Origin of the sequence: Pseudoprevotella muciniphila, from assembly GCF_003265305.2 — a bacterium.
Lineage (GTDB): Bacteria > Bacteroidota > Bacteroidia > Bacteroidales > Bacteroidaceae > Alloprevotella > Alloprevotella muciniphila.
On record NZ_CP033459.1, the window covers coordinates 1262260 to 1284695 of the forward strand.

Annotated in this window: 18 protein-coding genes; 12 read left to right on the top strand and 6 right to left on the bottom strand. The window is 47.1% G+C overall.

All coding sequences use genetic code 11. The features are described 5' to 3' along the window. Positions 1 to 17 precede the first annotated feature (17 nt). The 3 genes from lpxK to C7Y71_RS05165 all read left to right on the top strand — a co-directional run bounded on the left by lpxK (position 18) and on the right by C7Y71_RS05165 (position 2722). The gene (gene lpxK, locus C7Y71_RS05155; RefSeq protein WP_111897322.1) at positions 18 to 1049 is read left to right on the top strand and encodes a tetraacyldisaccharide 4'-kinase; all 1032 of its coding nucleotides are present in this window, start codon (positions 18 to 20) and stop codon (positions 1047 to 1049) included. A gap of 48 nt (positions 1050 to 1097) precedes the next feature. Next, entirely contained in the window at positions 1098 to 1913 is an 816-nt protein-coding gene (locus C7Y71_RS05160) for a purine-nucleoside phosphorylase (RefSeq protein WP_111897323.1), read from the top strand. A gap of 254 nt (positions 1914 to 2167) precedes the next feature. Then, the gene (locus C7Y71_RS05165; protein ID WP_111897439.1) at positions 2168 to 2722 is read left to right on the top strand and encodes a TlpA family protein disulfide reductase; all 555 of its coding nucleotides are present in this window, start codon (positions 2168 to 2170) and stop codon (positions 2720 to 2722) included. An 82-nt stretch (positions 2723 to 2804) separates the two neighbouring features. Here the strand turns inward: C7Y71_RS05165 and C7Y71_RS05170 are convergent, their stop codons facing one another. Together C7Y71_RS05170 and C7Y71_RS05175 are read right to left on the bottom strand one after the other, a co-directional pair. Next, positions 2805 to 4376 carry an SLC13 family permease gene (locus C7Y71_RS05170; protein WP_111897325.1) on the bottom strand — a complete coding sequence of 524 codons (1572 nt, stop codon included), beginning with the start codon at positions 4374 to 4376 and terminating at the stop codon, positions 2805 to 2807. A gap of 152 nt (positions 4377 to 4528) precedes the next feature. Beyond that, positions 4529 to 5587, bottom strand: coding sequence for an acyltransferase family protein (locus C7Y71_RS05175; RefSeq protein WP_111897326.1), 1059 nt, complete (start codon positions 5585 to 5587; stop codon positions 4529 to 4531). Positions 5588 to 5763: 176 nt separating this feature from the next. On the opposite strand from C7Y71_RS05175, the gene pnp reads away from it, so the two are divergent. From pnp to C7Y71_RS05195, 4 genes are all read left to right on the top strand, one after another. Next, on the top strand, positions 5764 to 8019 hold the full coding sequence (gene pnp, locus C7Y71_RS05180; RefSeq protein WP_111897327.1) for a polyribonucleotide nucleotidyltransferase: 2256 nt from the start codon (positions 5764 to 5766) through the stop codon (positions 8017 to 8019). Between the two features lie 228 nt (positions 8020 to 8247). Beyond that, on the top strand, positions 8248 to 8790 hold the full coding sequence (locus C7Y71_RS05185; protein WP_146739310.1) for a hypothetical protein: 543 nt from the start codon (positions 8248 to 8250) through the stop codon (positions 8788 to 8790). Positions 8791 to 8801: 11 nt separating this feature from the next. Then, positions 8802 to 9833 (top strand): 4-phosphoerythronate dehydrogenase PdxB, encoded by a 1032-nt coding sequence (gene pdxB / locus C7Y71_RS05190; RefSeq protein WP_111897440.1) that lies wholly within the window; start codon positions 8802 to 8804, stop codon positions 9831 to 9833. A 16-nt stretch (positions 9834 to 9849) separates the two neighbouring features. Further along, on the top strand, positions 9850 to 10809 hold the full coding sequence (locus C7Y71_RS05195; protein ID WP_226943572.1) for an alpha/beta hydrolase: 960 nt from the start codon (positions 9850 to 9852) through the stop codon (positions 10807 to 10809). Positions 10810 to 11083: 274 nt separating this feature from the next. Here the strand turns inward: C7Y71_RS05195 and C7Y71_RS05200 are convergent, their stop codons facing one another. Together C7Y71_RS05200 and C7Y71_RS05205 are read right to left on the bottom strand one after the other, a co-directional pair. Next, the gene (locus tag C7Y71_RS05200) at positions 11084 to 12898 is read right to left on the bottom strand and encodes a dockerin type I repeat-containing protein (RefSeq protein WP_146739311.1); all 1815 of its coding nucleotides are present in this window, start codon (positions 12896 to 12898) and stop codon (positions 11084 to 11086) included. Between the two features lie 557 nt (positions 12899 to 13455). Then, the gene (locus C7Y71_RS05205; RefSeq protein WP_111897330.1) at positions 13456 to 14469 is read right to left on the bottom strand and encodes an aspartate-semialdehyde dehydrogenase; all 1014 of its coding nucleotides are present in this window, start codon (positions 14467 to 14469) and stop codon (positions 13456 to 13458) included. Between the two features lie 173 nt (positions 14470 to 14642). On the opposite strand from C7Y71_RS05205, the gene C7Y71_RS05210 reads away from it, so the two are divergent. From C7Y71_RS05210 to C7Y71_RS05220, 3 genes are read left to right on the top strand one after another with little or no spacing between them, the layout of a single operon-like run. Next, on the top strand, positions 14643 to 16667 hold the full coding sequence (locus tag C7Y71_RS05210; RefSeq protein ID WP_226943574.1) for a cation:proton antiporter: 2025 nt from the start codon (positions 14643 to 14645) through the stop codon (positions 16665 to 16667). A gap of 53 nt (positions 16668 to 16720) precedes the next feature. Beyond that, complete coding sequence (locus tag C7Y71_RS05215) at positions 16721 to 17371, top strand: ABC transporter ATP-binding protein (RefSeq protein WP_111897332.1); 651 nt, start codon at positions 16721 to 16723, stop codon at positions 17369 to 17371. Positions 17372 to 17410: 39 nt separating this feature from the next. Further along, complete coding sequence (locus C7Y71_RS05220) at positions 17411 to 18247, top strand: CvfB family protein (protein ID WP_111897333.1); 837 nt, start codon at positions 17411 to 17413, stop codon at positions 18245 to 18247. 203 nt (positions 18248 to 18450) lie between these two features. On the opposite strand, the gene lpxB is transcribed toward C7Y71_RS05220, so the two are convergent. Further along, complete coding sequence (lpxB, locus tag C7Y71_RS05225) at positions 18451 to 19620, bottom strand: lipid-A-disaccharide synthase (protein ID WP_111897334.1); 1170 nt, start codon at positions 19618 to 19620, stop codon at positions 18451 to 18453. Positions 19621 to 19661: 41 nt separating this feature from the next. Then, positions 19662 to 20429, bottom strand: a complete 768-nt coding sequence (surE, locus tag C7Y71_RS05230) for a 5'/3'-nucleotidase SurE (protein ID WP_111897335.1) — start codon at positions 20427 to 20429, stop codon at positions 19662 to 19664. Between the two features lie 287 nt (positions 20430 to 20716). Between surE and C7Y71_RS05235 the strand changes: the two genes are divergently transcribed. Both C7Y71_RS05235 and C7Y71_RS05240 read left to right on the top strand, forming a co-directional pair. Continuing rightward, positions 20717 to 21481, top strand: coding sequence for a ParA family protein (locus C7Y71_RS05235; RefSeq protein WP_111897442.1), 765 nt, complete (start codon positions 20717 to 20719; stop codon positions 21479 to 21481). A 44-nt stretch (positions 21482 to 21525) separates the two neighbouring features. Then, positions 21526 to 22422, top strand: coding sequence for a ParB/RepB/Spo0J family partition protein (locus C7Y71_RS05240; protein ID WP_111897336.1), 897 nt, complete (start codon positions 21526 to 21528; stop codon positions 22420 to 22422). Positions 22423 to 22436: the final 14 nt, after the last annotated feature.

A 22436-nucleotide genomic window follows, 5' to 3' on the forward strand; every position in this document is an offset into this window, starting at 1 on the left:
AAAATTGAGGTAGGTTTATGCCTGGAATATCAATACTTTTTCGCCCATTTTCATGGATTTACGGTGGTGTGGTAGGCTTTCGCAACTTCCTGTTCGATGCCAACGTGCTTCGTCAGCGGAAATTTGACGTACCCATCGTAGCCATAGGAAATCTGGCAGTAGGCGGCACAGGTAAGACACCTCACACCGAATACCTTTATCGCATGCTCTCACGGCATGGCAAGATAGCCGTACTGAGCCGTGGCTACGGCAGAAAGAGCAAAGGCTTTCAGTGGGTCAATTCCGGCAATGAGCCGCTTCGTTGTGGCGACGAACCCAGTCAGATGAAGCGCAAGTTTCCCGAAGCCATCGTGGCAGTGGATGCCGACCGCGGTGAAGGCATTGAGGAAATCCTGAAAAAAGACAGCGTGGCAGCCATTCTCCTCGACGATGCCTATCAGCACCGCTACGTGAAGCCAGATGTCAACATTCTGCTGACCGACTATAACCGGCTCTATTGCGATGACCACCTCATGCCCGAAGGACGCCTGCGCGAGCCTATGACCAGCCGGCGACGGGCTGACATCATCATTGTCACAAAATGCCCTGCCGACTTGAAACCCATCGATTTCCAACTACTCAACAAGCGCACTAAGCCTTTCGCTTCACAGCACTTGTTTTTCACCACGAGTACCTACGGCGCGCCCTATCCGCTCTTTGAAAGCGAAGCGAAACCATTTACTGGCGGAAAGATTCTGGCTGTAACAGGCATAGCGCACCCCTCTCCTCTCGTTTCTCACCTCAAGACGAGTGCGCAGGTGGAATTGCTGCGCTTTCCCGACCACCACCGTTTCGAGACAGAAGACATCAAACGCATTGGCGAGAAATTTTCGGGCCATGACTTCATTATTACGACTGAAAAAGATGCACCGAAACTTATGGCACTTGAGCACGAAATGCCTAAAACAATGCGTTCGTCCATCTACGTTCAGCCCATAGAAGTGGAATTCCTGCACGATGATGCAGATAATTTCAAAAAAGTCTTGGAAAACGGACTATTCGGCATATAATATCATCAGACATAAAAAAAACAAACAATCTAAAAAACGCAAAGAACCATGATGACAAAAATCAAAGAATCAGCGGCATGGATTATGGAGCGTACAAAGGTGCGTCCTAAAACAGCCGTCATCCTCGGCACAGGGCTTGGCCGCCTTGCCAAAGAAATAGAAGTAATAGACGCTTTCTCTTACGAAGACATACCCAATTTCCCGGTTTCCACTGTGGAAGGCCACAAGGGACAACTCATTTTCGGGAAACTTGGCGAAAAAATCATCCTTGCTATGGAGGGCCGTTTCCACTATTATGAAGGTTACTCCATGAAGGAAGTAACGTTCCCCATCCGTGTGATGTACGAACTGGGCATCAAGAACCTCTTCGTCAGCAATGCTTCAGGAGGAATGAATCCTGACTTTGAAATTGGCGACTTAATGCTCATCACAGACCATATCAATTTCCAGCCGGAACACCCACTTCGCGGCAAGAACTTCCCCACAGGTCCGCGTTTCCCGGATATGAGCGAAACTTACGACCGCGAATTCCTCGACATGGCACGCCAGATTGCCAAAGAAAAAGGCATAAGAACCGTGGAAGGCGTTTACTTGAGCGATTCTGGACCAACCTACGAAACTCCTGCCGAATACAGGATGTACCGCATCCTTGGCGGCGATGCTGTGGGCATGTCCACCGTTCCTGAAGTTATCGTAGCGCGCCATTGCGGCATTCGCGTATTCGGTATGAGCGTCATTACCGACCTTGGTGTGGAAGGCAAGATTGTGAAAATTACCCATGAGGAAGTGCAGCGCGCAGCAGATGCTGCACAGCCACGCATGGCTGAAATCTTCCGCGAGATGGTGCGCCGCATCAAGGAATAGTCTCGATACTCTTTAAAGGCTGTTCTATAAATTAGGCTTGAATGATTTTTGAGTTATTTTGGTGTAGATTTTGATTTAAGTTCGCAGGTGCATAGCGGGCTATATTCCAAGAAGTCAAGTCAAAAGATGCCCAAAAGAACCAAAAAGCAGCAAGACTAATCATAAACAAAAAAACCTCAATATATAGAATACCCTTTAAACTCCAATCATTCAACATCATCTAAAATAAGAACATAATAATGAACAATAAGAAAATGAAAAGAACTTTTTTAATGTTGCTTGCAGCCTTCCTGATGGTAGGAACAAGTTGTGGAAAGAACAGTAATGGCATCGAAGAGGTTGTACCCGAGAACGAACAACCCGCACAGACACCTAAGGCTGTCCTCAAGAAAATTGATGCCAGCCTGACTGGCAAAGCAGTTTTCAAAGCCATTGCCGAAAATTACGAAGGCAAGGTTGTTGTCCTCGATTTCTGGGCTACATGGTGCGGACCATGCCGAATGGCAATGAAGCAAATCGATGCCATCAAGGATGAATTGGTAAAAAAAGGTGCCATCTTCGTTTACGTAACTGGTGATACATCGCCTCAGGCTGACTTCGATGCCATGTACAAGGGTATCGCCGGCGACCATTACCGTTTGCCTGATGCGCAATGGAAAACCGTTCTCAACCAATTCGGCATATCGGGTATTCCCTATTATATGATCCTGAAAAAGGATGGTAGTATCGCCTATACCCACATGGGCTATCCTGGCAACGATGAACTGAAAATGCAGGCAGAAATCGCTCTCAGCGAGCAAGCACAATAGTCCATTAAGTACCTAAACAACTAAAACAGGCACAGGAGAAAAACCTGTGCCTGTTTTAGTTGCCTTTACCAGCGCGTTAACTTCAGTTTCCGAGAACCAAGTTGACGAGCAGCAGAACAATGGGTATAGTTATCAGGAAGATGCCAATAATGTCGATGATAAGTCCCGACTTGATCATCTTCGTGATAGGTATGTAACCACTGGCATAAACAATCGCATTGGGCGGTGTTGATACAGGCATCATGAAGCCAAGCGATGACGACAGCGCTATACCTACAGCCACGGGCACCGGATTTATGCCAAGCGACAGAGCCGTACCAATGGCTATAGGGCCGATAAGGTTCGTTGCAGCAGTGTGCGAGGTGAGTTCTGAGAGTAGCAAGGCTGCCACACAGAAGATACCTACAAATACTATTGATGACGGATTCTGGCCCAACAATAACTTGAGACCTTCGCCTATCCAGTCCGACAGGCCAGTGGTATACATCAAGCCACCCATGGCGAGTCCACCGCCAAAGAGAAGCAGTGTGCCCCACTCCACACCTTCCACAGCCTGTTTCCATCTCAGTGCAGGACGACCATTGTCGCCTGGCAGGAAGAAGAGCAGAAGAGCACCAACCATGGCAGCGGCAGCCTCGGGGAAGTACTTGTTATAATCCTTCAGTATTTCAGAATCGGAGCCATATATCACGCTTAGGACACCCGGCAGCACCCAGAGAAGCACTGCTGTGGAGAAACCGATGAGTGTGCACACTTGCGAACGTGTCCACTTGCCCAATCCGCGCACTTTTTCTGCAATGAATTCCTTTGCACCGGCTATGTGACTGACCTCTGCAGGGAAGAGTCTCCAAAGCACCACGTATGCAACTAAAAAATAAAGTACCATGGCGATAGAACCCCAAACCATCCAGTTGAAGAACGAAACGTGAGGAACTTCTTTCGCCATTTCATCGAGGAAACCGATCATGATGATATTAGGAGGTGTACCGATGGGTGTGAGCACACCACCTATGGAGCAGGCGTATGCCGTCATGAGCATAAGGCCCGTGGCATATTTATAGTTTGAGAGGTCAATTTGTTTGCCTTGGCTCGCCATCATCTCACGTATGGTTTCAAGCAGTCCGAGAGCAATGGGGAACATCATGGCTGCCGTGGCGGTGTTGCTGATCCAGCCAGAGCACATCATACATGCCAGACCAATGGCAATGAAGATGCGTCGCGGCGAGTCGCCCACCCATTTCATCGACATAATACCATACGCTATGCGTTTGTCGAGTCCGTTCACCATCATCGCCTTCGCTATGATAAATCCTCCCATAAAAAGGAATATCATCGGACTTGCGAAAGCAGCGAAAGCCGTTTTCATATCCACAACGCCCAAGATTACACACAAGGTGGGACCTATGAGCGAGGTAACGGGAATGGGCACCGGTTCGCAAATCCACCAGATAGCCACAAGCGACATGATGGCAAGCAGATGGTGTGCCTCTGGCTTCAACGCATCAATCGGTGTAAGCCAGATAAGGACCGCACAAAGCGGACCAAGAATGGCACCTGCAATGTGTCGGTTTCTGTCGAATTTTGATTCTTCTTTTGAAGGCTGCGGGGGAGCAACGCTACCCCGTTGCTTTTCTTCAATAGTTAATTCTGCCATGGTTAATAGTTTTTTTGTATATAAATATGTTGATTTTTATATTTTTTCAGACCTCCGCTTGATTTATGAAAGCATTGTGCAAAATTACACAAAAATATGTTTAGAGGGTTCTTATTGTATAAAAAATGTCGTTCCTGAAGAAAGATATCCCTTTATACACTCCGCTTGCCGAGAACAATGGGTAAAAATCGCTTGAGAAATAGAATTACAGGCACAAAAACTAATGTCACTCCTATGGATGCGAGTAGGGTCAGCATACCGTTCGTTGCCATATCAAATTGCTGTTTGTCGATGATTTTGAGCAGTGGATGCATCACGTCGCGATGGAAGGTCAGGATGACGAGGGTGCCGATAGAGATATAGGACACAAGGCGCGAGCGAATAGCATCAAGCATAAGCGAAAGACACACCACGGCTGCAGAACCGGTTAGTGCAGCGATATAGAAGAGAATGAGAGAGTTTCCATATTCTCCCCTGTACATCCACGCCTCGCCATTGAAGTGGCTCACAGATGCCGTAATCGCAAAAAGGACGATGACCAGAAAGAGCAGAACATAGCGTTTATCACTCCGTTTGGCTGCCTCCAACGAACTACTCATGCGGAGTTTGAAGTTTTCACTCGTCAATGCGCATTTTGGTGAGAGACAATGTCCCAGAACAAAGAAAGGCATTGCACCAAATGCCGCAGGTAATGCCCAGGAATAGTTGTCGTGTGGAACTAACTTCACAAAAAGCAGTTGTAGCACAATGCATATTCCGGTAACAACTATAATAGAGTACCGCGAACGACTGCAGTACTGGAAGATTATTATCATCAGCACGAGGGCATAAACATACCATAGATTACCACAACCGGAAATGCTCGGAAGGGTTGCGCTGAAGTCCTTGACAACGCCAACACCGGTCAGAATGGCTGCCACAGAATACAGGGCTCCGCCATCGTCCAGATGCTTGAGCCAATAGCCTGCCACTTTCAGCGAGACAAGAATCAGATAAGGCACAATTAAGGTCCAGAAAACTTTGCTCCAAAAAACACCGTTACTTGCCTCATGGCGAGTAAGGTAGCCCGAAACAAGGAAAAACACCGGCACACTGAAAGCATAGATAAACGGAGTGAGCCCCGTGGGGAAACAGTGTCCCCACACGATGATAACCATACCGAAGGCTTTCATCCAGTCTATCCAATTCTGACGTGGCATCAATGAAGGCATATAACTTATATTTTGTAAAAAAACAACGCTTGCTTTAGAGCGTGCAAACGAAGATTGCGCAGATTGAATGCAAAATTACAAAATAATGGTTTACCAATAAAGTTTATTTCGTTAGAAATGTTTAACTTTGCACGATTTTATAAAGACGTTTAAGAATTTTTTTAAGAAACAATCAGATGAATGTGATTACAAAAACTGTCTCGCTGCCCGACGGAAGAACCATCAGCATCGAGACCGGTAAGTTGGCAAAACAAGCCGACGGAGCCGTAATGCTCCGTATGGGTAACACGATGCTGCTGGCTACCGTATGCGCTGCAAAAGACGCTGTACCCGGAACAGATTTTATGCCGCTGCAATGCGACTACAGAGAAAAATATTCAGCCGCAGGACGTTTCCCCGGAGGATTCACAAAACGCGAAGGACGGCCCTCAGACTACGAAATTCTCACCTCACGACTTGTTGACCGTGCTCTCCGCCCCCTCTTCCCCTCCGACTATCATGCAGAAGTTTTTGTAAACGTAACACTTTTCAGTGCCGACGGAATAGACATTCCTGACGCCCTCGCCGGTTTCGCCGCCAGTGCTGCACTCGCTTGCACAGACATTCCTTTCGAGGAACCCATCAGCGAAGTACGAGTAGCTCGCATCGACGGCGAATTTGTTATTAACCCCACTACCGAACAACTGAAGCATGCCGACATGGACCTTATGGTAGGTGCCACAGAGGAGAACATCATGATGGTTGAAGGCGAGATGGACGAAGTGCCAGAAAGCGCACTCCTCGATGCCCTCAAAGCCGCACACAATGCCATCAAGCCGATGTGCCAACTGCAGAAGGAACTCTCCAAAGAACTCGGTGTTGACGTGAAGCGCGAATATTGCCACGAAGTGAACGATGAAGACCTCCGTGCACAAGTGAATGCAGAATGTTATGCACCTGCATACGCCATAGCACAAGCAGGCGACCACGATAAGCATCAGCGCGAAGAAGCCTTCACAAAAATACGCGAAGACTTCAAAGAAAAATATGCTGCTGAACATGCCGACCTCTCTGCCGAAGAACTCGAAGAGAAAAACGCACTCATCGACCGCTACTATCACGACACAGAGCGCGATGCTATGCGCCGCTGTGTGCTCGACGAAGGCAAACGTCTCGACGGACGTGCCACAACCGACATTCGCCCCATCTGGTGCGAAGCCGATCCTCTCCCCATGCCTCATGGTAGCGCCATCTTCACACGTGGTGAAACCCAAGCACTCGCCACCTGTACACTCGGCACGAAACTCGACGAAAAACTCGTTGACGACGTACTCGACAAGAGTTATCAGCGCTTCCTCCTCCACTACAACTTCCCTCCATTCTGCACAGGCGAAGCCAAACCACAGCGTGGTACAGGACGTCGCGAAATTGGTCATGGCCACCTCGCATGGCGTGCTTTGAAAGGACAGATTCCAGCAGACTTCCCCTACACTGTTCGCGTTGTTTCAGACGTATTGGAAAGTAATGGTTCAAGTTCTATGGCAACCACTTGCGCTGGTACCCTCTCACTGATGGATGCTGGTGTGCCCATCAAGGGTCCTGTTAGCGGTATCGCCATGGGTCTTATCAAGAATCCAGGAGAAGACAAATATGCTGTACTGAGCGACATCCTCGGCGATGAGGACCACCTCGGCGATATGGACTTCAAGACCACAGGTACAGCAAAGGGACTTACTGCTACACAGATGGACATCAAGTGTGACGGCCTCTCATACGAAATCCTCGAAAAGGCACTCGCACAGGCTAAGGCAGGTCGCGAACACATCCTCGCAGAGATGATGAAAGCCATTAGCGAACCTCGTGAAGACTTCAAACCTCACGTTCCACGCATCGTGGCATTCGAAATACCTAAAGAATTCATCGGCGCTGTTATTGGTCCTGGTGGAAAAATCATTCAGGGCATACAGGAAGACACTGGTGCCACCGTTACCATCGATGAAGAAGATGGTGTGGGCAAGGTGCAAGTCAGTGCTCCCGACAAGGACAGCATCGATGCAGCCGTAGCAAAGATCAAGGCGATTGTGGCTGTGCCTGAAGTTGGCGAAGTATATGACGCCAAGGTGGTAAGCATCATGCCTTACGGCTGCTTCGTAGAATTTATGTCGGGCCGCGAAGGCTTGCTCCACATCAGCGAGATTGCATGGAAGCGCCTTGAGTCAGTGGAAGAAGCAGGCATCAAGGAAGGCGACCATATTCAGGTAAAACTCCTCGAAATAGACGAGAAGACAGGCAAGTTCCGCCTCTCACACCGTGTACTCGAAGAGAAACCAGAAGGCTGGGAAGACCGACCTCGCCGTCAGCGCCCCGAACGCGGTGAACGCAACGACCGCAACGATCGTCGTCACCGCCGCGACCGCGGACCACGCGACGAAGAAAAGCCCGCAGAGGAATAATCCTCCGGTGCTATAAAAGCGAATATGAATGACAAAGGCTATATGCTTGAAGCCCCTTGCAACGGATTGCTTGCAAGGGGCATTTTTTTTGGATTATACATCTTTTTCAACTTCTTTTCCCTACTCTAAAGCCTTGTGTGTAACAAAAATGTGTAACTTTGCGACAAGGTCATGAAGACATAACAGCACAAGATGCAAAAATAATCAACTCCAATACTTCAAACTAAAATGAGAAAGTACTTTTTCTGCACATTTATGACTCTTCTCCTGACAGGACTTGCTATGCCCTGTGCGGCACAAATTGAGGAAGAAGAACCTGTAGATTCCGTCCTTGAAGACAGCACAGCGATGGTTTTTGAAGACAGCACAGCGATGGCACCCTCGCTCAACGACATACGCTTTGCAGACTTCGAAGACGATGACTGGTTGGACAACGAATACATACGCACCGTGCGCAAGTATATCGACGCATACAATGAAGGAAAGGAAGAAAACGAACAACTGGAGGTTTACAAAAACGACATCAAGGGAAAATTTGTCATCTTAAACGTAGAACCATTCATGTTTGGCGGCCTCTTGATTCAAATCATCTTTATCGACAATCCTGAAAACATTTTCACAGCGTGGGTATATAGTTTTGTCGATGAAGAAACACGAACCATCTCTGACTATGAGGTCCGCATGTTCGCTCTCGAAGAAACGAAGTTCGACATGACAAAAGAACAGATGCTCGAATTGTTGAAAGAACATCCTGAATACAAACTTTGGTAGAAGACACTGGTATGAAGATAGTCATCGACAATGCCATACCTTACATACGCGGCGCAGCAGAACTGTTGGGCGAATGTGTTTATTTGTCTGGTAGCGAGATCTCTGCATCTGACGTGAAAGATGCCGATGCGCTCATTATCCGCACAAGAACACACTGCGACAAGGCACTTTTAGAAGGTTCGTCAGTCAAGTTCATTGCCACTGCCACCATCGGCTACGACCACCTCGACACAGCCTATCTCGACGAGGTGGGCATCGGCTGGACCAACTGCCCGGGCTGCAACGCTGCGAGTGTGGCACAGTATGTGGAAAGCGCCATGCTGCAACTGTCGACGGAAGGCGTCATCAGTCTGGCAGATTGCACAGTGGGCGTCGTCGGAGTGGGACACGTGGGGAGTCTTGTGGCTGCACGACTGTCTGCACTGGGATGCAGTGTACTGAAGAACGACCCACCTCGGCAAGAGCGCGAAGGCGGCTATTTCGTCAGTCTGGCAGACATACAGCAGGCAGCAGACATCATCACGTTCCACACCCCTCTAACCACCACTGGTCCACATCCCACGCACCATCTCGCATCAAATGCCTTCATGCGCGGACTGAAGAAGCGCCCCTTAATCATCAACACCAGCCGAGGAGAAGTGGTGGACACTACGGCACTTAAGACAGCCATCAGCGAAGGGCTCATCCGCCAAGCCGTCATCGACACTTGGGAAAATGAGCCACACATCGACCGCGAACTCCTCGCCAAAGTCTGCATCGGTACGCCCCACATTGCGGGCTATAGTGCTGATGGAAAAGCCAACGGAACAAGAATGGCGCTGCAAGCCGTAGCAAAGTTCTTCGGCATAGAGAAAGAATTCGACATACAGCCACCAGAACTGCCCGAAGGCACCATAACTGCCAGCGACCCCGTGGAGCGGAAACTGCAATTCTACAACCCCCTGCGCGACAGCGAGGCATTGAAAAAAAACCCTACTCTCTTTGAACAACTGCGTTCCAACTATCCCCTACGAAGGGAATATATACCAATGATAAATCAATAAAATCTTTCTATTATTTATGTACAGAAAAATTCTCCTCGCACTCTTGTTGCTAACCACATTATCGTGCAAATCAGAAAACAGCAACACCGTCAAAACACAAGAGGACACCATCGGTGTACAAAATGACACCGCCGGCGTACAAAGCAATACTGACAGTGTACAAAGTAATACCAACAGTGTACAAAACGATAGCGACATTGTTCCAGTTAACACCATCAAGGTACACAGTGCGGCAATGAAACGCGACATAGCCTGCGTAGTAATTCTGCCCGATAATTACAACACAGCCAACAAATATCCCACGGTGTATCTGCTCCATGGGTATGGCGATGATGAAACTGGATGGATAACCAGACAACCGCGCCTCACCCAACTAAGCACACAACTGCAAATGATTATTGTATGCCCTAACGGAGAAAGGTCGTGGTATTTTGACAGCCCCATCAATCCGAAAATGCGCTTCGAAACTTTCATCTCTAACGAACTCGTCAATTACATCGACAACCACTATTCCACCTTCCGCGAACCAAGCAAGCGCGCCATCACAGGACTAAGCATGGGCGGACACGGTGCCATGTGGAACGCCATACGCCATCAGGACGTGTTCGGTTGGTGCGGCACAATGTCGGGGGGAGTGGACATAAGACCTTTCCCAACCCGATGGGAAATCAGCAAAGCACTCGGCAACTATAATACCAACAAGCAAACGTGGGAGAACCACACTGTTATCAATCAAGTGGACAAAATACGTCCCGGACTGGGCATCATCATCGACTGCGGAACAGAAGACTTCTTTTTCAAGGTGAACCAAAACCTGCATCAAGCACTTACGCAGCGCAAGATTCCCCACAACTACTCCACCCGCCCCGGCAATCACAGTTGGAATTATTGGAACGTATCAATAATCTATCATCTGAACTTCTTCAGCAAAGGATTTGGCAACCTCAAGGTTCAGAAATCAGCCAAGGCTGCCTGAATACAAGTATAGAAGGTAAATAAACAACAATTCCCGGAAACCGCGACTGAAAATGGTTTCCGGGAATTGTTGTTTTTATTGGGATGACCGCTAAATTGTTAGTTTAGGGCAACGCTAGTTTGAAAATTATTGGTGTCTGGTAAGAGTTTTATGGACTTAGCCAGAAGCCTTTATGCATGGGTGTTTTGAGGGGGAGTAATCTTTGATGGCTTACTCTTTGACTTTGTTGCGTCAGTTTTAGCGCTATAAATTGAAAGTGTATCAAACGATTATATCACGGACGTTCTTGCAAGATAATATTTAACAAACCTACAACGTCATTAACATCCAAACGATTGTTTTTGTCAATATCTGCAATGTCATTTATAAAAGAATTTGATGTATTTCCAAGGATATAATTCACCAAAGTTGTTATGTCCGAAACATTAACGACTCCATTACCATCAACATCACCGACTTGAAAGTTTTGAATATTCAGAAAATTAAACTTCGAGTTGTTGGTTGCAGAACAGTTTATTGCATAACTGATACCTCCTCTGATGGCATTGAATCCCACAATGTTGTTGATTGAAATGCAGTTTCTACAAAATATGGCTGTTTCTGTTTCAGTGGAGGATATACCTTGTGCTGAAAAGCCTGTACCTTCACGGTTGGTACCTGTCCAAAGATACCATGGACCATTATTTCTTGTTATTGTTTCTTTGCATGAGGTTTGGCCACCTGATGCAGGTGTAATCCCATTTCCATTGTATTCAAACAAACCTCCTAAATGATGGCTTTTGCTGTATTCATGGCAACTCTCTCCATCATCGCTATTGTCATGACCATAGCAGTTTTCGAAACTAATTTCGCTATTATTTTCTACCGATGCATGAGTATTAAATCCATCATTAGATGAGCCAAAGGCTTCGCATGAAATGACATCCATAGTTTTGCATCCTGCAAAATTAAATGCACCTGTAGCATTACACATACCAACAGATACATTTTCAAGGCTTCCTGTCAAATTATTAAGAAGAAGGCACGAGTATAATATTTTTATGTTATTAATAGTTATGTGATTTTCTGAAGAAGAGTACACATCGTAACGAGGAACGACTACAGGCGTTGCAGACAAATCTGTCTCTCGAGGCACAGTAAAATAGAGTGTACCGTTTGAAACAGTCCAATGTAATATGCTATCTGAATTTTGCCAATTTTCGTAATTTTCATCGGAATGATATATTCTTGTCGATGGCATTCTGTATTTTCTGCCACCATGCAAAAAATGTCTCTCATTTTCTTTTATCCTTGTTATTGTATCCGGTACTTCATGTAACCAAAGGAAAGATGTACTTGGAACAGAGAAAGGTAACTTTATACTATACAGTGTTTTTACGGTATCAACTAAATTTGCATTGTCTATCTTGAATCCATTGATAATTCTTACATTGCCTTGTCCTATCAAACCTTCATAATTTGCCAAGTCAATTTCAGGACTATAATAATCTCCATCCAACATTACAAGTGTACCTCTTGGAGATAGTATCCTGTTGGCTTGATTTATTGATAAAACAGGTGCTGCTGCAGTAAGACCATCATTTCCGTCGTTGCCGCATTGCGATGAAACATATACTATATCAGGTGCATTATTTTGGCATTTATAGTCTGCGTGACAGACTAATCGCGTCGTTTGGAGAGCGAAAGTTTTTAAAGAATTGATTATGGCATATCTTGCACTACTTGGCACACTTATTTCATAGTCTTTTTCTCCTCGAAGCGCCTCGTAACTACCCACAACAGTTAAACTATCCTCCGCATACCAAACAACGACGGGGTAAAGAGTAGTTGCAGTTTCGGAAGCCAATTTATTGTGGAGAAGGAGTTTTTTCACTCCTTGCATATCCACCATTTTGGTATGCACATAAGATGTTGCTGTACCACTGACTCGACCATTTGCTCTGACAAGACCTGTTTCAGAAAACGATCTGGCTGTAAGAAATTGATAGATGGTTTTTTCTTGATTTAAAGTATCAATAGCGTTTTGAGATATTGCTGCATTTGAAATCATCAAGAATATAGATATTACAAAGTAAAAACGGTATTTCATTCTTTCATAAACAAATGCCTATGAACTCCCCACGTTTGGTCTTGATTATTAAAAATGATTTGCAGGATATAAAAAGACGTGGGAGTTCTGTTTCTGCTGCCTATCCCACTGTCAGGCTCTCGCATCGCCCTATGCCAAGGATAAGCAACGCCAGTTAGCCCACGCCAAAGCATATATCAATGTACGACTGTTTGACATACCATCAAACAGAGCAGACGTATGATTACGCTTCTCGTGGACGCCTCGTTGCGCTATCTTCTTGGCATTGACAAATTTGCGAGATTTGACAGTAGAAGATAAACGTTCGTAAACGTCCTTTCTCAATCGGCAGGTTTTAGAGATACATCTCCATCATTCCTTTTTCCGACTGAATCCTTATGTATATTCCCACCTCCTCTACGGCTAATGGGATAGTGCAAAATTAAAGATTATTTTTGATTTGAAAAACACTATAACGATAAATAGTTTTTCATCTAAAAAGTTATAAGGTTACGAGAAGATATTCTCATAACCTTATAAAGGGTGTTCTATAAATATGACAATTTCCTTAAAACTATTCAGCCTTTCACATTGCCGACCTTAATAAGGTATTCTGCAATCTGAACGGCATTGAGTGCAGCACCCTTGCGGATTTGGTCGCTCACAATCCAGAAGGTCAGTCCGTTAGGATTGGCGAGATCCTTGCGGATACGGCCCACATAGACATCGTCCTTTCCTGCCAAGAAAAGCGGCATGGGATAAATACCTTTTGAAGGATCATCCATGAGTGTAAGTCCTTCTCCTTTTGCAAAAGCATCACGTGCTTCTTCCACACTGACGGGGCGCTCTGTTTCCACCCAAATGCTCTCGCTGTGGCTACGAAGGGAAGGAACACGCACACACATCGCACTTGTAACGACGTCGCTGTGCATAATTTTCTTCGTCTCGTTGTACATTTTCATCTCTTCCTTCGTATAGCCATTCTCGGTGAAAACGTCGATTTGGGGTATCACGTTGTAAGCCAACTGGTGTGGGAATTTGCTGACCGTTACCTCTTCGCCCGCAAGCGCCTGACGATATTGATCATCAAGTTCCGCCATGGCAGCAGCACCGGCACCGCTCGCACTCTGATAACTTGCAATGTGCACTTTCTTTATATGGCTCAGCCGCTCTATGGCTTGCAGTGCCACCACCATCATGATAGTGGTGCAGTTAGGGTTGGCAATGATGCCACGAGGGCGGTTCAGGGCATCTTCCGCATTACATTCGGGCACCACGAGAGGAACATCGGCATCCATGCGGAATGCACTCGAATTGTCAATCATCACCGCACCATATTTAGTAATCGTTTCGGCAAACTCCTGAGACGTGCCGCCACCAGCAGAGGTAAATGCTATGTCAACACCTTTGAAGTCGTCGTTATGCTGAAGTTCCTTTACCGTGATGTCCTTACCACGGAAACTATATGTTCTTCCTGCGCTGCGTTTGCTGCCAAAGAGCAACAATTCATCGATTGGAAACTCACGCTCCGCGAGGATGCGCAAAAATTCTTGTCCTACGGCGCCACTGGCACCAACAATTGCTACTTTCATACTGATTATCCGTTAAAACCGTGCAAAAATAGAGAATTCCCAATTAACAAACGCGATGGAGTGCCACTTTTTTTGCACCTTTGCACATTGAAACGCCTTATTTGCTCCATAATGACAAACAGAGGTGATAACTTAACCAATAAAACGCATACATAAGTAAATTGTCATCGTTTTTGCCCATACAAGACCCCACGTGGACGTTCTTTATAGTTTTGAGCGTCATTCTCTTCGCCCCAATGCTGATGCATCGGCTGCGGATACCGTCCATTGTGGGTATGATTATTGCAGGCGTACTGATAGGTAAGTATGGATTCAATATCCTGGAGCGCGATGACAGTTTCAAACTCTTCGGAAAGGTGGGTGTGTACTACATCATGTTCCTCGCATCGCTTGAGATGAACATGCAGGACGTAAAGTCCATACAGAAACAATACCTTACCCTGGGCTTGCTATCATTCCTGTTCCCCGTTTTGCTGGGATTCACAGCCAACTACTATATCATGGGCTACGGCATCATGGCAGCCGTACTCATGGCAGCCATGTATGCTTCGCACACATTGATTTCCTACCCCATCGTGATGCGCTATGGCATAGCGCGAAGAAAGAGTGTGAGCATAGCCACGGGCGGCACCATAGTGGCAGACGTGCTGACACTTCTTGTACTCGCCGGTGTTACAGGAATGCTCGACGAAGACGCATCCAACCTACACATGCTCTACCTGGCATTGAAAGTCATGGTAGTGGGTGCAACCATACTCTTCATCTTCCCAAGAGTGGGACAATGGGTGTTTAGGAGATACGATGAAGTGGTTGTGCAGTACATCTTCGTGCTTTCTATGGTTTTCCTCGGGGCAGGATTGATGGAAATAGCAGGCATCGAAGGCATACTCGGCGCCTTTCTTGTGGGTATTGCGCTCAACAGACTTATACCACCTTCTTCGCCATTGATGAGCCATATCGAATTCATCGGGAACAGCATCTTTATACCCTATTTTCTTATCGGTGTGGGCATGATGATCAATATCCAGACATTCATGGACTACCGCCAAACTTTGCCGTTAGCGGCAATAATGATTATAGTGGCAACTATGGGAAAATGGCTCGCGGCATTCGCCACTCAAAAAGCCTTCCACCTGTCCAGGAACGACAGAAAACTCATGTTCGGACTCACATCGAGCAGGGCTGCGGCAACGCTCGCCGTCGTGCTCGCGGGTTACGAACTCAAGGTGGTGGACGACACCGTGCTCAACGCCACAATGCTACTCATCCTCTTCACTTGTATCATCAGTTCATTTGCCACAGAACATACCGCAAGAGACATCGCACTGAACGAGAAAGACACCATCGAAGAAGTGGGCGACAAAGACCAAATTCTCGTGGCACTATCGAACCCCGAAACAGTGCAACCGCTCATGAATGCCGCACTTATGTTGCGCTCTAAACGCGACGGAACCCAAATCAGTGCCGTGGCTGTGGTGCTCGAAAACGACAGCGCAAGAAGAACCCAAACCGCAAAGCAATTAGAACAAGCGAAGAAAATAGCGGCTGCAGCAAATGTGGGTATCAATACATATAACCGATGGGCGGTAAACATCACAACAGGAATCTACCATACGATGATGGAAATCGGATCAAGTGAACTACTCATCGGACTACACCAGAAGACAAGGCTCTCTGACAGTTTCTTCGGAAAATTTACATCAGACATACTTGCGTCAGTGCAGCAACAAGTAGTGGTATTCCGACCCATTGTGCCGCTCAACACGATGAGGAGAATACATTTACTTGTCCCGAAACGCGCAGAATTTGAACGCGGATTCCAACACTGGCTCAACCGAGTGGCAGGACTCGCGGAACAACTCAGTTGCACAGTTGAAGCCTATGCCACACCGCCCACAATAAAAGCAATGGAAGACTATTGCGCCAAACACAAACTGCGCATTGTACTCGAAACTCACGACTACAACACATGGAACGACTTAAGCCCTATCGTCCATCGCACACGACCCGACCACCTCTTCATCGTGGTAATGGCACGCTTCGCCTCCCTATCCTACCACAAGTACATGGAGCGCATACCCGACCAAGTGGAACGCTATTTCTCTACGCGCAACCTCATCATCATCTTCCCCGACCAATTCGCTGGCGACACGACCACTTCTACCATACGAAGCGGTGTGCCCATCAACGTAAGATAATAAAGCAAACATAGGAAAGACCATAACCTTCCCTTTTTATTATAACGCATCTTATGATTCATCTTCAAAACATACACAAGAGTTTCGGCAATCTGGAAGTGCTCAAAGGCATAGACCTCGACATTGCCGAGCACGAAATAGTAAGCATCGTAGGACCCAGCGGTGCAGGAAAAACCACCCTCCTGCAAATCATAGGCACACTCTACAAACCAGATGAAGGCTGTGTGGAAATACAAGGCACAGACGTACTGCGACTTTCACGCCGCGAAATATCGAAATTTCGAAACAAACACCTGGGATTTATCTTCCAGTTCCATCAACTGCTACCGGAGTTTACAGCCCTGGAGAACGTGATGATACCAGGCATGATAGCCAAAAGGAAAAACAAGGAACTCAAGGAAGAAGCCTTGAAACTGCTCGAATTCATGGGGCTCAGCGACCGTGCCGACCACAAGCCATCAGAATTGTCGGGCGGCGAAGCACAGCGCGTGGCTGTGGCAAGAGCACTCATAAACCACCCAGACGTTATCCTTGCCGATGAACCCAGCGGTAGCCTCGACTCGCACAACAAAGAAGAACTCCACAAACTCTTCTTCCAACTGCGCGAAGCCATGGGGCAGACTTTCGTCATCGTAACACACGACGAAAACCTTGCAAAGACCACCGACAGGACGATACATATCGTGGACGGGAAAGTGGTGTAAATCCCCCAAAAACAACATCGCGATAACACCATAAAGGATATGATACGACTCGGCGACTATAACCATCTGAGAATTATTCGATTTACTGATCACGGCGCTTACCTCGACGGCGGCAACGTGGGCGAAATACTGATGCCGAAAAAATATGTACGACAGGAAATGCGACCAAATGACGAAGTGGACGTCTTTGTTTATCTCGATCAGGAAGAACGCCTTGTAGCCACTATGGAAACACCATTGGCAAGAGTAGGCGACTTTGCCTGTCTTGAAGTGGCATGGGTCAATGCCTACGGTGCTTTCCTCAACTGGGGACTCATGAAGGATCTCTTCGTGCCCTTCAGAGAACAAAAACGGGAAATGGAGCAAGGGAGATCATACATCGTACACGTGCACATCGATGAAGAGACCCACCGCATAGTGGGATCCGCTAAGGTGGAACGATATCTCACACCTGCAACTCCTTCCACCCACCACCGAGGGCAGGACATAGAGGTACTCGTATGGCAGAAAACACCATTAGGCTTCAAGGTCATCGTGGACAACGCATACACAGGCCTTATCTATGATAACCAGATTTATGACGTGCCGCATACCGGCGACCGACTGACCGGCAGCGTAGTCAAAGTACGACCCGACGGAAAACTCGACATATCCCTGCAACGCATCGGGAAAGGGCGTTTCGAGGACTTTGCAGAGGTGCTCCTCGAAGAACTCCGGAATGCAGGAGGAGAATTGCCTTTCTCCGACAAGAGCACACCTGAAGAAATAGCACAACGCTTCAGCGTGAGCAAAAAAACATTCAAAAAAGCACTCGGGACACTCTATAAACAGCACAAAATCCTGCTAAAAGAGGAAAAAATCTGCCTAAACGAATAAAAAAATAGAAAAAAAGTATTTTTTTTGCAAAAAATATTGCGTTATTACAAAATTTGCATTATCTTTGCACCAAAATTATAAGATATCTATAATTAAATCTCTATATAAGTTCTGTGAGGCTACTTGACGTTGTGAAACATTGAGTAGCCGTTTTTTTTTCTTTTGGCTCGAAAAGTTCTGATTTATAGAATACCCCTATAATATTACAAAGACAGTAATCGCCGGAGTTCATGAGCCGCCTTTTCCGGTGCTCCGGGCAAGCCCAGCCGACGGTTGAGGTCTTCATAGTCCTCTAACATTTTCTTGCGCGTCTCACCATCCTCCGGAAGGAGTTTCTTCAGTTGCTGCGTAACGTTCTCCACAGTCATATCGGTAGCGATGAGTTCAGTTACAACTTCTCGCTGACAGACGAGATTGACGAGGCTGACGTATTCTGTCTTCAACAGTATCTTTCGCAGCAAAGGGATAAGCCAACTGAATGCCATGCGATAGCACACGATTTGCGGCACACCGAAGAGGGCTGTCTCGAGAGTGGCTGTTCCACTGGTAACCAGTGCAGTCTTTGCGTGAGACAACAATGAATAAGTTTCGTTCTTCACCATCAATGGAACTGGTGTTCCCGCGGGAAATTTTCTGATGATGTCGTTATAAAACTCCTCTTCCACTCCCGGCGCTGCTGCAAGTGCAATCTGAAAACCCTGATCCATAAATGGCGCCATGGCTTGACACATGCGCCGTAAGTTGTTCTTTATTTCCTGTTTTCTGCTACCGGCAAGCAGTGCTACAAGATGCTTCTTTTCGTCAAGTCCGTGACGCTGAAAAAAGTCTGCTGCTGATTCGTTGTAGGATTTCTTGAAAGCATCTACCTCATCCACCGTAGGGTTGCCTACATAACTGATGTCGTAGCCATGCCGCTGCCTGAAATAATCCACCTCGAAGGGAAGTATGCTCAGCACGCGGTCCACGTCGCGACGGATGTTCTTGATGCGATACTCCTTCCATGCCCATATTTTTGGTGAGATATAATAGTACACGGGACAAATGGCATGTTTATGAACATATTTGGCTATGTCGAGGTTGAATCCCGGATAGTCCACGAGTATGACACAGTCAGGCTGCCACTGCTGAATTTGCTGCTTGCACTGGCGCATACCTCGCAATATTTGGGGCAGATGGAGCACAACGGGCAAGATACCCATATATGCCAATTGCCTGTAGTGCATGAGGAGATTCTCGCTCCCACCCTCTTTAGCCATAAGGTCGCCGCCGTAGAAGTGGAACTGAGCCTCAGGATCACCGGCTTTAATGGCTTGCATGAGGTTGGCAGCATGCAGGTCGCCACTGGCTTCTCCGGCTATGATAAAATACTTCACGATGATTAAGCGAATAATGTTAGGTAAACAAAAGAGTCTCGTCAGAGCACATTGTTTAGGATTTCAAGCAATCCGTACGATGTAACGTCAAGCGTTACGGGCGTTATTGCCACATATCCATGAGCGAGTGCCCAACTGTCGGTATCCTCCTGCGGCTCACCGATGTCACGCCTGTCTCCTGTGAGCCAATAGACAGTCCCTCCTTGCGGCCGTTTAGCCTTAGTGAATTCATTGTCCCACTGCGTATATGCCATTCTGCATACCTTCGTACCCTTAAACTTTTCACATTTAGGAAAGTTCACATTCAGGCAGGAAAAATGCGGCAAACCAACAGTTATTGCCTTGAAAACAAGGTCGATGATGTATGGACGCAATGGTGTAAAATCAGCATCTGGATTGAAGTCGCATAACGAGAATGCCATGGAAGGATAGCCATGGAGCGCACCTTCATAAACAGCCCCCATAGTCCCACTATAATGCGCATTGACCGACGAATTGTCGCCATGGTTGATGCCAGCCAGCACAAGGTCGGGGCGACGCCCCTTGAGCAGATGCGCATGAGCCAGTTTTATGCAGTCGGCAGGAGTGCCGGAACAAACATAAACCTTCAATCCGCGCTCTTTTCTGACGAGTTCACATGTTATGGGCACATCGGCAGTAATGGCACAACCCATACCCGACCGCGAACGTTCCGGTGCCACCACGAGAAGGTCCGCCAATGGGCGGAGCGTGTCAATGAGTTCGTTGATGCCCTTGGCTGTGTAGCCATCATCGTTAGAAATCAGAAAAAAAGGTCTGTTTCGCTTCATGGAATAACTTCAAGGAGTTCAACTGCAAAATTATGAAAAATATATGAATTAACGACAGAGACTTGCCGTTTGATTTCAAAATGAGTTCAAGCGCAATTCGTAAAATTTTATAACCGCGAAAAAACACAAAGGCTACATTTACAACATATTTTAAGGAGTTTTAAGATTTAAAACCATATATTATTACAGAATTTCGTACCTTTGCAAACTCATTGTACCCTCCCGAGTCTACAGATTCCGCATCGACTAAGACATAGGGTATGATAACAATGCTAAACAAAGGAATTATGGGTAAAATCATTGCGCTTACCAACCAGAAAGGCGGTGTCGGCAAAACAACCACCGCCATCAACTTGGCAGCCTCGCTGGCTACTCTCGAGAAGCGCGTGCTGGTAATCGATGCTGACCCGCAGGCCAATGCCAGTTCAGGGTTAGGTGTAGATTTGAGTAAAATAGACTGCTCCATCTACGAATGCCTGATTGACCAAGCCGACATACGCGAAGCCATCTACACCACCGACATCGACCTTCTCGACATCATTCCCTCCCACATCGATCTGGTGGGTGCAGAAATAGAGATGCTCAACTTCGACAATAGGGAATTCATCATCAGGAACCTGCTGACACCCTTGAAGGACGAATACGACTTCATCCTTATAGACTGCTCGCCTTCGTTGGGACTTATTACAGTAAATGCGCTCTCTGCAGCCGACTCTGTGATTATCCCCGTGCAATGCGAATACTTCGCCCTTGAAGGTATAGGCAAGTTGCTCAGCACCATCCGCATCATCAAACGCAAACTGAATCCCAACTTAGAAATTGAAGGTTTCCTCCTGACGATGTACGACAGCCGCCTGCGACTTGCCAAGCAGATTTACGACGAAGTGAAGCACCACTTCCAGGAATTGGTATTCAAAACCGTCATACAGCGCAATGTAAAATTGAGCGAAGCGCCGAGTCATGGACTGCCCGCCATTCTGTACAATGCCGACAGCAGGGGCGCCAAGGACCATCTGGCTCTCGCGAAGGAAGTGATTGACAAAAACAGTTAAAGCACACCATTTTCCACGAAGCCAAACAAAACAAAAGACGACAAATGGCAGTAAAAAAGAAATATCCCGCATTGGGTCGCGGGCTGAGCGCCCTCATCGACACAGAGGACGAAATCATCACAGCGGGTTCATCGTCCATCCACGAGGTGGCGATAGAAAAAATCAAGGCTAACCCCAACCAGCCACGCCACGAATTCGACAAGACGGCGCTATTCGAATTGGGAAAGTCCATTCAGGAGTTCGGCATCATACAGCCCATCACGCTCCGCCAGATGGAGGATGGCTATTATCAGATTATCTCCGGTGAACGCAGATGGCGTGCATCGCAACAGGTAGGACTAACCAAGATACCTGCCTACATCCGCACGGCAGACGACGAGAACATGATGGAGATGGCTCTGGTGGAAAACATACAGCGCCAGGACCTCAATCCCATAGAAATAGCCCTCGCCTACCAGAAACTCATTGACCAATATAACCTCACACAAGACCAGTTGAGCGACAAAGTAGGCAAAAGCCGGACTGCCATAGCCAACTTCATTCGTCTGCTCAAACTGCCGGCACCCGTACAGTTGGCACTTCAGGACCACAGCATAGACCAAGGTCATGCACGAGCATTGCTGGCACTGAAGGATCCGACACTGCAGAACGAACTGCTCAAGGAAATCAAGAAGCAGGGCTACAGCGTACGTCAGGTGGAGGAGATGGTAAAACTGCTCAACGCAGGCGAAGTGGTCAAAAGCGGAAAGACGCGCCTGAAAAAGCCGAGCGCATCACTGCCCGACGAATACAACGCGCTGAAAATGCGGTTGTCGCAATTTTTCAAGACAAAGGTGCAGATGACTTGCAGCACAGCCGGCAGAGGGCGCATCACCATCCCCTTCAACTCCGAGGAGGAATTGGTGAGCATCATCGGACTGTTTGACAAAATGAAGGAATAACTGCAAAATGTTTG